This window comes from Peribacillus sp. FSL K6-5616 (assembly GCF_038008245.1).
GTDB lineage: Bacteria > Bacillota > Bacilli > Bacillales > DSM-1321 > Peribacillus > Peribacillus frigoritolerans.
In genome coordinates, this window is record NZ_JBBOYT010000001.1 from 2,843,227 (window position 1) to 2,856,477 (window position 13,251).

Consider the following 13,251-nt stretch of genomic DNA (forward strand, 5'->3'; position numbering starts at 1 on the left):
CGGATTTCTTTATCCATTGAAAAGAAAAAAGCAACCCATCAGGAGATGGCTGCTTTTTCAAATCCATTCACAAGTGCGTTGACCTGCGCTTTATTTATAGGCATGCCTTTATATCATTCAATGTCGCAAAACACCCTTAACATCATGACCGGTATTGGACTTTACCAGGATTTCATTATAATTGTCTTTTGCAACCGTTTTCGGACCGGTCCTGCGATTACCGATCAAGGCACCTAAATAGCAGGCGATGAATCCAAGCGGAATGGAAACGATTCCTGGTGAATTCAAAGGGAAAATTGGTTCACCTGTCATTATGGTTGCTCCGGGGACCGGGTTCCAGACATTTGGACTGAGGGCCACGAGCAAAAGTGTACCAAAAAGACCTGTCATCATACCGACTATCGCTCCAGTTTTATTGAATTTTTTCCAATAGATCGTTAGAAGGATTACTGGCAAATTCGAACTGGCGGCCAATGTAAAGGCGATAGATGCCAGAAACGCTACATTGAATTCCTGCAGACCTAATGATAAAACAATCGCAAGTGCAGTCACACCAATGGAAGCCCATCTAGCCATCGTCATTTGCTGTTTTTCCGTCGCTTTTCCATCTTTTAATATTTCATTATAAAAATCATGTGAAAATGCCGTAGCACCTGTTAAAACGATTCCCGCAACTACTGCGAGTATCGTTGCGAAGGAAACGGCCGCAATAAATGCGAATAAGATGTCCCCGCCCACAAGTTGGGCCAATAAAGGTGCAGCCATGTTACCTGCTGGATTAGCGGCCATGATATTCGATGTTCCGACCAACTTCGCGGCACCGAATCCGAGAAAAATGACCATGATATGAAATGCACCCATAATCCACATCACCCAAACAACCGACTTTCTTGCCACTCGTGCATTCGGGACAGTCAAAAAACGTATTAAAATGTGAGGCAGACCTGCCGTTCCCAGAATCAGGCCCAGTGACAAGGATGCTGCATCCCACCCACTGGCATACTTAATTCCTGCCTTCAGGTAATCTGCACCCATGGGTGTCGCTGTTTTCATATCCGTGAATATTCCGATGAAACTAAAATTCAACTTCCACATGACGATCATGAATAATATAAACACTCCGCCTATCAGCAGGATGGCTTTAATGATCTGCACCCAGCTCGTCGCCGTCATCCCCCCAAATAGAACAAATACCAACATTACAATACCTACGATGATGACAGAGATATTATACGGGATGTCCAAAAGCAATTTAAATAAAGCACCTGCAGCAACAAGTTGCCCCAGCATGTACATGACTGATATCACCAGGGTATTAAAAGCGGTCACTCCCCGGACCTGTTTATATTTAAACCTTGTAGTAACCATATCAGCCAATGTGTATTTCCCTAAGTTCCTTAATGGCTCAGCCACTAGGAATAATACGACAAGAAATGAAACAAGTGCTCCATACATCAGGAAAAATCCATCATATCCCGTTAAGGAAAATGCCCCTATCAACCCTAAAAACGTGGAAGCCGACATAAAATCCCCGGCCAATGCAAGTCCATTTTGCCTAGCGGTCAACCCGCCCCCAGCCGTATAAAAGGAGCCTGCCGTTTTAGTTTTTTTGGAAGCGAAATACGTGATGAAAAGCGTACCTATCGACATTAGTGCAAAGAGAATGATAACTGTCCAATTCATAAATCAAAGCCCTTCTTTCTCGATGATTTCTTTTATTTGTTCATCGATTCTTTCAGATTTCCTTACATATATGCTGCAAACCCATACAGACATAACCGTAATGGAGACACCGTACACCCACGCCCATGTTATGTCCCCAATAAAAGGGTGATCCAGGATATCTGTGTAAAAAACTAAGAAGGGCAAAAGCAAGGAATATCCCATAAAGAAAATCGTAAAAGGGATGACGAACTTCTTTTTGTCGGAAAGCATATTCTGAAACTCTTTCGAGGCAACAATTTTTTCATAATCCACTAGATCAGTTTGTTCCGATTCTTCAAGTTTTTTTTCCAGCCGAACCATCTCTTCACACCTCTTCTGATATTTATTTTTTTCCAAGGACGGTCCTGGTAGTATTCCTCCGATGTCAGCCGCATTCTTCAACGGCACATCCCCCTCCATCCCAGAACACCTACAGCCTCATCTTCCCAAAGAGGGTCTGAAGCCAATTCCCTAAGCTTTCCGTACTCCTTTTGTGAAACCGATGAAACTTACAAATAGGGCAGCAGTAAGCTCCCACTGCTGCCCTGTCCCAGACCGTATCTTTTAAAAGGCTTGCACTTTCACAATAGTCTTGGCTCGCCTATCCTTCATCTGTTTCGACTTCTTGATACATTCACTTTTCCATTTGATATGAATCTTCTTTCCTTTCAAGTGAAGAGAATCATTGAAATGTAAGTGCCAACTCCCTTGAACTGATCCGTCCATTATTTGATGGGCTATTCCTTCATGAACATTTCCTTCGGTATTGATTTCGATTAAATACACGCCGGGCGGGGGTGTCAGGAATGCTTCCGATAATGTAACGATGACGTGTTGATTATCCTCGGAATCGATTGTCCCTTGACTTTCAAAATATGAGCCAAGATACGACGGGATATCTGCGAACCGACCTTTCGCAATCAAGACTCTAAGCTTAGTAGAACTTACTTTTTCATGATCAATTTCAAATTTCTTCATTTCCGTCACTTCAAAAAATCGCTTACCTTCGATTTTCAGCGTTTCCATATTCCCTTCCCCTTTATGCCCATAGCGGAAATCGAATCCAGCCACGGCATGTTTGCATTTAAATCCACATAGATAATCCTCGATAAAATCAGAAGGTGAAAGATTGGCAAATGCGGAATCGAAGTTCACGACTATCAAGGTATCTACACCTAAATCCTGCATTAATTTTGCTTTTTGCTCTAAGGGAGTAATGTATGTTTGAGGCGTTTGATCGTTACCAATGATTTGCTTTGGATGTGGAAAAAAAGTCATGACTGCCAATTTCAAATCTTGCTGTTTGGCAATCCTTTTGGCTAGATTTATCAATTCTTGATGGCCTAGATGAACTCCGTCGAAAAATCCTAGAGCCAGCACACACGGTTCTGCTTCTGCTGTATATATACTGGAAAGTGGGTGCTGAACATGAATGATATCCAAATCCATCTTCCTTCCTATGCCTTGAAAGGTTCCATTTTAGACTTAGTAAAAGGAACCCCCATAATTCAGCAGTCTTCCATCAATTTTCACCATTTACACTAGCACCCTATTGAAAAGACTATGAGAGTTCATGCATATTTTGCCTGAATTTTCCATAGTTCATCCTAAATTTTGCTTCTTTTTAGATGATGAATTCAGGCTTACTTTTTGCCAGGATCGGTTCTTTAAGAGGAACTTCTTCACCTGATATTATATCAAGTACAGAAGATGCCTCATCAAACCATGAATCCGGAGCTTGGGCTCCCCAGAATGTCTGGCGTCTTGGATCATTCAAATCCCAATGAATCGGTTCGGTATCCGGGTCAGATGTTAAGTAATCCCCATTGTATAATTCGATCCTGTGACCGTCCGGATCTCTTAAATATAGGAAGAATGCATTGGATAGGCCATGCCTCCCTGGGCCGCGTTCGATCGACTTTGCATATCCAAGAGATGCCAGTACATCACAGGCATGGATAAGTGCAAGGGGGTCAGGCAGAAAGAAGCCTACATGATGAAGTCTTGGACCGATACCGTTCATGAATGCCTGGTCATGGACCGTTTGCTTTCTATGTAGCCACGTTGCCCATAATTTGCCCGACTCATCAACTGTATCTTCCGAGCAGGCAAAACCTAATTCATTCATATAAAAGTCAGAGGCTTTTTGCACATTTGGCACACAACAATTCACATGATCGATTCTTTGGACCCTCGAACCCCTATGCATATCATATCGTTGCAGCAATCTCTCGGCTTTATCCATTTTGTAAAAAAACTCCACTGGCAATCCTGAAATATCCTGAACTCGCAGTGACTTGCCTAGTGCATGCTGTGTTCCTTCCTGCATCCACTTCATTTTCATTCCCTTGGACAGGAAGAAAGATTCCAACCCTTCAAGGTCTTCCTCTTTTTCAACCTTGTATCCTATTGCTTCAACGCTTGGCTTTTCTGCCTTTTGCAAGATAAGCGAATGATGATGCGCTTCCTCTAAACCACGTAAATATATGTGGTCATTCGTTCTTTCCGTTTCAATAAAACCTAAAGCATCCACATAAAAGGCTCTTGATTTATCTAAATCTGTTACATTAAGTATCGTTCTCGCAACACGAATAATAGAAAAATTCATAGTATTCTCCCCTTCATTTTTGAAACCCGGTTTATTTTTCAGCAGAAGAAACGGCATTTTGTTTTACGTCGCCAAATTTTGGAATGTGATGTTCTCCAATTGCCACGTGGATAACTTGTGTTTCCGTATAGAATTCAAAGCTATAATGGCCGCCTTCACGTCCTACCCCACTATATTTCGATCCTCCAAATGGAATCCGCAAATCCCTAACGTTTTGGGAATTCACCCAGACCATCCCACTATCGACAGCTTGAGCAAATCTATGTCCACGTTTCATATCATTGGTCCATACATAAGCAGCCAGCCCATACTTTACATCATTAGCCATTCTCAGTACTTCCTCTTCAGTCTTGAAAGGAATGACTGCCATGACTGGTCCAAAAATCTCTTCTTGGGCGACCGTCATATCATTTGTACAGTTCAAAAGAAGCGTCGGGGCAATATAATTCCCTTCCTTGAATGCACTTGGGATGGCACCGCTTACAATTTCCGCCCCTTCATCTTTTGCTATATCCAGATATCGGGAGACATTATTAAAATGGTTACGATGGATCAGCGGTCCGATTTCCGTGACTGGATCCATTGGGTTTCCAATTTTGATATTATGAACACGTTCCTTCAATTCTGCCACGAACTGGTCTATTATCGATTCATGGACAAATAATCTTGAATTGGCTGTACAGCGCTCCCCATTGAATGAATAGATTCCCCATACCACTGAATCCAGGGCCTTTTCTAAATCGGCATCTTCAAAAATGACTGCTGGTGATTTACCGCCGAGTTCCATGGAAAAACGTTTCATCGTATCTGCACCATTTTTAATGATTTCAGCGCCGGTTGTCGTTTCTCCGGTAAAGGATATCAATTGGACTTCAGGATGGGCAACCAAGGACGCCCCTGCTGTCTCCCCAAAACCGTGAACGATATTGAATACGCCTTTTGGCAGACCGGATTGATCAATGATTTGAGCTAATTTATTGGCAGTCAATGGAGACCACTCCGCCGGTTTAAGGACACATGTATTTCCTGTAGCCAGGGCCGGGGCGATCTTCCAGGTTTCTAACATGAAAGGGGCATTCCAAGGAGTGATTAATCCTGCCACTCCTATCGGTTTATGAATCGTATAATTGATGAAAGTGTCATCCACTTGATATGACTCTCCTATTAGCCTGCTTTTCACCATTTCAGAATAAAAACGGAAATTCTCCGCTCCCCTTGCCGCTTGTTTTTTTGTCTGGCTAATCGGCAACCCTGTATCCAGTGATTCCAAAAAGGAGATTTCTTCGGCATTTTCTTCAATTAGATCAGCAATCCTATTCATGTACTTCAATCTTTCTTCCACTTTCATCGTTTTCCATGGACCATTATCGAATGCAGCTCTTGCGGCGGCGACCGCTTGATCAATATCCTCTTTATAGCCTTCTGCCACATTATTGATTGCTTGATTAAAAGGGCTTAGATTTTCAAATGTTTTTCCTGAGATACCCTCGACAAATTGACCATTGATGTAATGCTTCACATCCTGCACGGGAAAAGTTTGCATGATAAGTCCTCCTTTAAAAATTAATTCGGGAAGATGACAATAACCGTGTGGATTTGTGCAATCTTCCCAACTAGCCATTATGACTGGATTTTTTGGTCAATCAACCCGTATGATTGAAGGGTTTCACGCAGTTCTTTTTCCAATGGTTCCGAAGGCGGTCCCATAGGCGGCCTTAATGCGGGATTGATTTTCCCCATCATCCCCATCGCAGCTTTTAATGGTCCTGGATTGGTTTCTTTAAACAAAACATCATTCAATGGCATTAATTTGTAATGGAGGTCAAGCGCCTTATTTACATCACCCTCCACCCAAAGGTTATAAATGTCCGCCACTTCTTTAGGAGTGATATTAGCAGTAGCACTTATATGTCCTGCCCCTCCAATAGCCAACATTGGATAGCATAATAATTCAATGCCAGAATATAAGAGAAAATCCCTTCCGCAATTCAACAAGACACGGTTCACATGTTCGAAATCTTTATTAGATTCTTTTACACCAATAATATTTTCACAATCTTCAGCTAGACGTGCCAATGTCTTCACTTCTAAATTCGTCGCCGTTCTTCCGGGAATGTTATAAACGATCAGCGGGATATCAACAGCATCGGCTACCGTTTTAAAATGATTATAAAGTGCCTGTTGATTCGGTTTATTGTAATAAGGAACGATGACTAAAGCAGCATCCGCGCCCATTTCCTGTGCCCTTTTTGTCAAATGCAACGTTTCTTTCTGATTGGCAGATCCGGTACCTGGTGCAACTGGAACACGGGCTTTTGCTGCTTTAATTGCCGTTTCCATCACTAATTCCCGTTCCTCAATCGTTAGTGAACTCGGCTCTCCTGTAGTCCCGCATACCGATATTCCATGGGAACCGCTTTCAATATGCCAGTTTACTAGATTTTCAATGGCCTTTACATCAACTTCCATCTTGTCATCAAAGGGAGTGATAACGGGTGCGATGGATCCTCTTAAACGACTTTTGATTTCCTCGTACATTTTTTCTACCACCTTTTCATTATTTGAATATTCCGAATAATCTAAGTGAAAAAATCGGCTTTGCTTTTATCAATAATCAATCGACTATAATAAAACAAAGCCTGGGTCATCAAAGTGCCTGATCTTGATTCGTTTCCGCCCTCTGCTTGAAAGTGCTTATCGCATTCAGTTTATGCTTTCTCACCAATGATTCAATTTCTTCAAAAGATGCTTTTTCCTTTAGGAGCTTTATGATGCTTTCATGTTCGCGAATCGATTGGACTGCGCGTTGCGGCACCATGGTGAACATGGACTTTCTGACTCTATTCATTCTTTGTTGTGCCTGTTTAATTTCCTCCAATAAAAAGGAATTTCCGCACTTTTCATAAATTTCCGCATGGAAACATTCGTTTAATTTACCAAACAGCTCTAATTCAAAGTTATGGAGGGCTTTTTCCATTTCTTTGTTTAAATTAATTAGAGTTTCAAAATCATGATCATTCATGGTCAAAGAACTGAGGGCAGCTGCATATCCTTCAAGCAAAGATAAGACAGAAAGAGTTTCAATGTATTCGCTCTCATTTATGCTTGTAACCACCGCTCCACTATAAGGCTTATATTGAATAAGGCCGTCAGATTCCAGTTGCCTGATCGCTTCCCTGACAGGAATCGGACTTAAACTAAGTTCTTTTGCCGTTTGATCGATAATGATCCGCTGTCCAGAACCATATGTTCCATTCAAAATTAATTTACGAAGGTGCTCATAAGCTATTTGCTTTTTGCTGGGGTTTTTGTTTTTCTCTTCCATATTTTCATCATATATGAAATCATATATGATTGCAATCGATTTTCATTAAAAATCATATATGATATTTTCACATGCTCGTTTTGCATATATGAATGACTGTGCCTATGAATAGACTGAATGTAACTATGAAATCCGGCAGCCCACCTTTTCTTTTACAATAGTGAAGTGAGCTAAAATGCATTGTGCCGCCCTTCTTCCCGTTTCGAAATATAATCCAACTAAAAAAAACCTGCAGACCCAGTCTGCAGGTTTTTAATAAATTAGGCCATTTTTGAATTAACGAATGAATGTATTCTTTCAACGGCTGCTTCCAGCAGCTCCAGTGAAGTTGCATAAGAGAGTCTGATGTTATCAGGTGCACCAAACCCTGAACCTGGGATAACAGCCACTTGAGCTTCTTCAAGCAACGCAGTCGTAAAATCTTCGACATTGCTGTACCCTGTTAATTCAACTGCACGTTTAACGTTCGGGAATAAATAAAATGCCCCTTGTGGTTTAATGCAGCTTACGCCTGGAATTTCAACCAATTTATCATAGATTTTATTCAAACGGCCTTCAAATGCTTGACGCATTTCCTCAACAGGCTCCTGTGTACCTTCATAAGCCGCAATCGCACCATATTGAGCGGTTGTGGTTGGGTTGGATGTGCTATGGCTAGCAAGGTTCGCCATTGCTTTAATGATGGACTCATCACCGACTGCATAACCTATTCTCCAGCCAGTCATCGAATGTGATTTAGAAACACCATTGATGATGATCGTTTGCTTTTTCAGTTCAGGTGAAATCTCTGCAATGGATGTATGTTTAGCATTTCCATAAACCAATTTTTCGTAAATTTCGTCGGAAACGATCAAGATATCATGAGCCAGGCAAACTTCCCCGATAGCCGCCAATTCTTCCCTGGAATAAAGCATGCCAGTTGGATTGCTTGGAGAGTTGATGATAACCGCTTTCGTTTTTTCGGTAATTGCTTGTTCTAATTGTTCTTTCGTGATTTTATATTGATTTTCTTCCGTACCGACTATATAAACCGGCTTACCGTCTGCAAGCTTGATTTGCTCAGGATAGCTCACCCAATATGGTATCGGAACAATGACTTCATCTTCTTCATCCAGGATCGCTTGAAACAATGTGTACAGCGAGTGCTTGGCACCTGAGCCAACTGCAATTTCAGACGGTTTGTAATCCAAGCCCTGATCACGCTTCAATTTAGCCGCAATTGCTTCTTTTAGCTTCGGCAGACCAGCGGATGGCGTGTATTTAGTTTGACCTTCATTCATGGAAAGAAGTGCTGCATCTATGATATGTTTGGGCGTATTATAGTCTGGTTCACCAGCACCCAAACCAATTATATCTAAACCTTGGGCCTTAAGTTCCTTTGCTTTTGCCGTAATGGCCAATGTTGTTGATGGCGTTAATGACTGAACACGGTTCGCTAATTTCATTTTAAATTAATCCTCCATTCTAAATGCTTCGATAATACTTTAGCCATTCCCCAGTTTTAAAATCATAATAGTCATAGTTAAAGCGCTCGGACTCATCAAGATACGTTACTTCCCAAAGCGGGACGTTCTTTTCCATGCCTAGCTTAACCGAAATGATTTTTTGGGGATTAAGCTTTTCTTTGACAATGTTCATGATCTCTTTTTTTGATTTACCATCTTTATAGTTTTCCACTACTATTTCTTTCTTCTTGTCTTCAGGAAGCCAGACTATTTTCTTAGTCCCCTTTTCACCTTCACCAATGATGACGGAGTATGAATCCTGCCCATTATAAAGGTAGAACTCTTCCATGGTCACAAGGCCGCCCTCTTCCTTTGCCTTTTTAAAAGCCTCATTACCAGCCTCTTTTTTAGGCTGCAACGCTTTAATATATGCCCCGCTGACAAATCCGATAAAACAAAGGACTAGGATGGAAGCAATAATCAACCATTTTTTCAAAGCTGCTTTTCCTTCTTTCTATGTACGATAAATTGTAAATATCGCTTTTTCTTGATCTTGGGAATCCAATGCCAGACCGAACATCAAGTCATCTTTTTTCAATGTTCGGTTCAAGGAATCCACAATTTTATACAGATCAGGAGAATGTTGCAACCTGACTGTTGAAATTACTTCGATTTTACTTTCCATGAAAACGCCCCTCCATTTTAATAAATTGTCAACAACCACTGGTATGAATAGGATTTGAAGGCTTTACCACCTATCACATTATACCAGTTCAAAGGTTATATTTCTTTATAAATTCATAAAAATTCCTGGATTAATGATAATCAAGATTCTTTAAATCCACTCTTCTATCATTTCAGCCATTTCTGATATAGAGCCTTGGTGCCAGTCCACTTTCGGAATGGCCTTTTGAAATTCAGTTCCGTATTTGGCAGTGATGATGCGGCGATCAAGTATAACCAAAATCCCTTTATCTTCTGGAGTGCGTATAAGCCTGCCGAAACCTTGTCGGAACCTTAATAGGGCTTCGGGTAATGAATACTCAGAGAATGGATTGCGCCCCTGCTTCTCGAGAAGTTGGCATTTTGCAGCTGTCACAGGTTCATCCGGTGGCGAAAAAGGCAGCCTGACTATGATTAAACAAGATAAATCCTCGCCTGGGATATCGACGCCCTCCCATAGGCTGGTTGTCCCAAACAGGACCGCTTTCTCGAAGTTTTGGAAATTCCTGAGCAGCCTCATCCGGCTTCCGCCAGAAATCCCTTGTGCAAACAGGGTGAACTCATCCAGAACACCACAATCTTTGACCGAATGATAGGTCGCCCGCAGCATTTCATGCGAGGTGAATAATACCATCATTCTCCCTTTCGCTGCCTGAGCGGCAGCAATAATATGGTTTGCCGCGGTTTCGGAGAATTCCTCCACCGATAAACAATTGATATCTGGCAGATCATTTGGAACCAGTACCTTTACGAGTTCCTTATAAGGGAAGGGTGATGGAAAACTTGCTGTCTGGATCGGCTCATTCTCTAATCCGAGTTGTTCCTTAAAATACTTAAAAGAATCCTTCACCACAAGGGTTGCCGATGTCATGACCACACTTTTCTGGCGCCCGAAATAGGAATCCCATAGCCGTTTACTGCCTGCAATCGGCTGAACCGTCAAAGTCACCCCATGCTGAGGTGCTGCATTCGTATAATCAAGCCAATAAATATTTTCTTCGTGGGGCTTGATGAAAAACTCATGCAAGGAGTCCCTGGTATCCTGTAAATGTCCAAGCAGCACCTCGATATCATTCAAGTGAAATAATGAATTTTTTCCTAATGGGGACTCATTGTTCAATAAAAGGGCCAATCTTTTCTCTAACTCCTTGATGATGTATCCTAATAAATCCACCAACCGCTCAGCGACAAGAATCGCTTTACCCCATCTTCCATCATTTATTTTGAATGAAAGCCGTTTTGGGCTCACAGAACGTGAAAGTTTTTCCGCCTGATTGGAAAGGTAATAAAAAAGCTGTTCGAATTCATACGAAAAATCACTAAGCTTTTGATCTAATTCATGTGAAGACTTTCCATCCGTCAGTCCGTTATTTAAGAGCATCCTGTCCAATTTATATAATAATTGCTTTTGATCAGATGTCCCCAGTCTGTTCAAAATCGTCTTCACCGAAATGTAATTAAGCCTGCTCCCAAGCTGTTTGGATGCAGCCTGTTCCAAATGGTGTGCTTCATCGAGAACCAAATACCCTTTTTTGGGGATCAATGCGTCTTCTGTAAGCAGATCCGTCATTAAAAATGAATGGTTAGTAATGATGATATCCGCCTTGGCAGCTATTTTTTTTGCCCGTTCAAAAAAATCCAGTTCAAGCCAGGGCTGTTTTAAACCGGCGTATGTAAGACCATCACTTTGAAGCCTATTCCAAAATAGCTGACCGCCGCTTGTAAGGTTCAATTCATCTTTATCACCTGTTACGGTTTCAGTAAGCCAAACCAATATCTGCATTTTCGTTAAGGCCGTTTCATAATTATCTTCCTTTTCACGCAAAGCCCTTTCGAACTTTGCCAAGCTCAAATAATTGCTTCTCCCCTTCAGTAAAACAGCTTGAAAGGTAAAAGGAAGGATTTTTTTAAGCTTAGGAACCTCGTTTTGAAGAAGTTGGTCCTGCAGCTGAAGCGTATACGTCGAAACGACGACAGGTTTTTGATGTTTTTTTGCAAAATAAACAGCCGGAAGCAGATAACCTATGGATTTTCCAATACCTGTTCCAGCTTCAATGATTGCATCCTGGCTGGTTTCGAAAGAATTGTGGATCAGGTTCATCATATCAAGTTGTCCGCTTCTTGCTTCGAATGCTGGGAATGCATTTTGAAGCATGGCTATTTTTTCCTCATTGTCGAGCGGGAATTTCGCCCCCGTGTCTTTATGATCACCTTCATGTTCGGCCTTTTTAAAGGCAAGGCCCCTATAAGTAATTAGATCAGGTGAATGGACTTCTGCTTTAGCAAGTTTGCTTGCAATGCAAGCATCTATTAATTCGGAAACCTCACTTTGTAAAGAATAAGATAACCGATACAACTGTTTTAGTGTCATGACTGGAAGATTCATCAGCTTTTTTTTCAATTCCAACAACAATAAAGCGGTGGCATATGCATCACTATCCGCTTGATGGGGCCTGGAATGATCTAGGTTTTCTTCTTTAGCCAGCTGGTGAAGCTTATATCCATCGGATGTTGGTTTTAATATTTTCGCTAACTCCACTGTATCAAGGGTGGAACCATAAAACGGCTCAAACCCGCATCGCACTAGTTCTTCCTGTAAAAAGGATAAATCAAATAAAACATTATGGGCAACAAAACAAGCCCCTTCTATAAGCCGGGCAATATTTGCTGCAACATCTTCAAAGTCAGGTGCATTTTTTACCGTCTCGTTGCTTATTCCGGTCAATTCTTCAATAAACAAGGAAATTTCCTGTCCAGGGTGGATGAATGTCGAGTATTCATCCACAATTTGGTCATTTTCGATGACCACTCCAGCAAATTGAATGATTCTATCTCCTTTTTTCGGAGAATTCCCTGTTGTTTCCAAATCGACCACTACATATCGTTGCATCATGAATTGTACACCTCAAACTTCACTTTCTCCACTTCCTGATGGAATTCTCTTATCTTTTTTATACCATAATAATCGTAATAAAGGAAACAAGCCGTTCATCAACAGACGAAAAGGGCCGGCACCTGTATGCATGTTTCATGCACATGTGCCGGCCCTCCGCTTACATGATTGTAGCTGCAGGTTCGTTTGAAATTAAATCAATGATTTTATTGTTTTCATCCATGATCGCAACTTTTGGTTTGTGATCTCCCAGTTTTTCCTCAGAAACCATCACATAAGAAATGATTATCACGATATCATCCGGCTGCACCAGTCTTGCTGCCGCTCCATTCAAACACACGACACCGCTACCCCGTTCACCCGCAATGACATACGTTTCAAGCCTTGCACCATTATTATTATTCACGATGGCGACTTTTTCATTAGGCAGAATGCCCACCGCATCTATTATATCTTCATCAATCGTAATGCTGCCTACATAATTCAAATTAGCTTCAGTTACCCGTGCACGGTGGATTTTTCCATTCATCATCGTTCGAAACATCTCAATTCC

The 13,251-nt window shown here is 41.5% G+C and carries 12 protein-coding genes; all 12 read right to left on the bottom strand.

Annotated features, from left to right (window positions below; all coding sequences use genetic code 11):
- Positions 1-117: 117 nt before the first annotated feature.
- Positions 118-1,683, bottom strand: a complete 1,566-nt coding sequence (locus MHB45_RS13530; protein WP_072273182.1) for a solute symporter family protein — start codon at positions 1,681-1,683, stop codon at positions 118-120.
- 3 nt (positions 1,684-1,686) lie between these two features.
- Positions 1,687-2,106, bottom strand: coding sequence for a DUF485 domain-containing protein (locus MHB45_RS13535; protein WP_161922399.1), 420 nt, complete (start codon positions 2,104-2,106; stop codon positions 1,687-1,689).
- Positions 2,107-2,268: 162 nt separating this feature from the next.
- Positions 2,269-3,147 carry an FAD synthetase family protein gene (locus MHB45_RS13540; RefSeq protein ID WP_161798617.1) on the bottom strand — a complete coding sequence of 293 codons (879 nt, stop codon included), beginning with the start codon at positions 3,145-3,147 and terminating at the stop codon, positions 2,269-2,271.
- Positions 3,148-3,328: 181 nt separating this feature from the next.
- The gene (gene hpaD / locus MHB45_RS13545) at positions 3,329-4,312 is read right to left on the bottom strand and encodes a 3,4-dihydroxyphenylacetate 2,3-dioxygenase (RefSeq protein ID WP_072273815.1); all 984 of its coding nucleotides are present in this window, start codon (positions 4,310-4,312) and stop codon (positions 3,329-3,331) included.
- A 31-nt stretch (positions 4,313-4,343) separates the two neighbouring features.
- On the bottom strand, positions 4,344-5,855 hold the full coding sequence (gene hpaE, locus MHB45_RS13550; RefSeq protein ID WP_072273183.1) for a 5-carboxymethyl-2-hydroxymuconate semialdehyde dehydrogenase: 1,512 nt from the start codon (positions 5,853-5,855) through the stop codon (positions 4,344-4,346).
- Positions 5,856-5,932: 77 nt separating this feature from the next.
- Positions 5,933-6,850 (bottom strand): 2,4-dihydroxyhept-2-ene-1,7-dioic acid aldolase, encoded by a 918-nt coding sequence (hpaI, locus tag MHB45_RS13555; RefSeq protein WP_048681605.1) that lies wholly within the window; start codon positions 6,848-6,850, stop codon positions 5,933-5,935.
- A 109-nt stretch (positions 6,851-6,959) separates the two neighbouring features.
- Positions 6,960-7,637: a GntR family transcriptional regulator gene (locus MHB45_RS13560; protein ID WP_072273184.1), complete on the bottom strand. Its 678-nt coding sequence runs from the start codon at positions 7,635-7,637 to the stop codon at positions 6,960-6,962.
- A 260-nt stretch (positions 7,638-7,897) separates the two neighbouring features.
- Complete coding sequence (locus tag MHB45_RS13565) at positions 7,898-9,082, bottom strand: pyridoxal phosphate-dependent aminotransferase (protein ID WP_048681610.1); 1,185 nt, start codon at positions 9,080-9,082, stop codon at positions 7,898-7,900.
- A 19-nt stretch (positions 9,083-9,101) separates the two neighbouring features.
- A complete protein-coding gene (locus MHB45_RS13570) occupies positions 9,102-9,578 on the bottom strand; it encodes a cell wall elongation regulator TseB-like domain-containing protein (protein WP_048681612.1) in 477 nt (158 codons plus the stop codon).
- A gap of 18 nt (positions 9,579-9,596) precedes the next feature.
- Positions 9,597-9,767: a YpmA family protein gene (locus MHB45_RS13575; RefSeq protein WP_065310840.1), complete on the bottom strand. Its 171-nt coding sequence runs from the start codon at positions 9,765-9,767 to the stop codon at positions 9,597-9,599.
- A 150-nt stretch (positions 9,768-9,917) separates the two neighbouring features.
- Positions 9,918-12,698, bottom strand: coding sequence for an ATP-dependent DNA helicase DinG (gene dinG / locus MHB45_RS13580; protein WP_048681615.1), 2,781 nt, complete (start codon positions 12,696-12,698; stop codon positions 9,918-9,920).
- A gap of 160 nt (positions 12,699-12,858) precedes the next feature.
- On the bottom strand, positions 12,859-13,242 hold the full coding sequence (gene panD, locus MHB45_RS13585; protein ID WP_048681619.1) for an aspartate 1-decarboxylase: 384 nt from the start codon (positions 13,240-13,242) through the stop codon (positions 12,859-12,861).
- Positions 13,243-13,251: the final 9 nt, after the last annotated feature.

Coding starts and splice junctions, on each gene's coding strand:
- MHB45_RS13560 (WP_072273184.1), bottom strand. CDS start 7,637: ATGGAAGAGAAAAACAAAAACCCCAGCAAAAAGCAAATAGCTTATGAG.
- MHB45_RS13575 (WP_065310840.1), bottom strand. CDS start 9,767: ATGGAAAGTAAAATCGAAGTAATTTCAACAGTCAGGTTGCAACATTCT.
- panD (WP_048681619.1), bottom strand. CDS start 13,242: ATGTTTCGAACGATGATGAATGGAAAAATCCACCGTGCACGGGTAACT.
- dinG (WP_048681615.1), bottom strand. CDS start 12,698: ATGATGCAACGATATGTAGTGGTCGATTTGGAAACAACAGGGAATTCT.
- MHB45_RS13530 (WP_072273182.1), bottom strand. CDS start 1,683: ATGAATTGGACAGTTATCATTCTCTTTGCACTAATGTCGATAGGTACG.
- MHB45_RS13565 (WP_048681610.1), bottom strand. CDS start 9,082: ATGAAATTAGCGAACCGTGTTCAGTCATTAACGCCATCAACAACATTG.
- hpaI (WP_048681605.1), bottom strand. CDS start 6,850: ATGTACGAGGAAATCAAAAGTCGTTTAAGAGGATCCATCGCACCCGTT.
- hpaD (WP_072273815.1), bottom strand. CDS start 4,312: ATGAATTTTTCTATTATTCGTGTTGCGAGAACGATACTTAATGTAACA.
- hpaE (WP_072273183.1), bottom strand. CDS start 5,855: ATGCAAACTTTTCCCGTGCAGGATGTGAAGCATTACATCAATGGTCAA.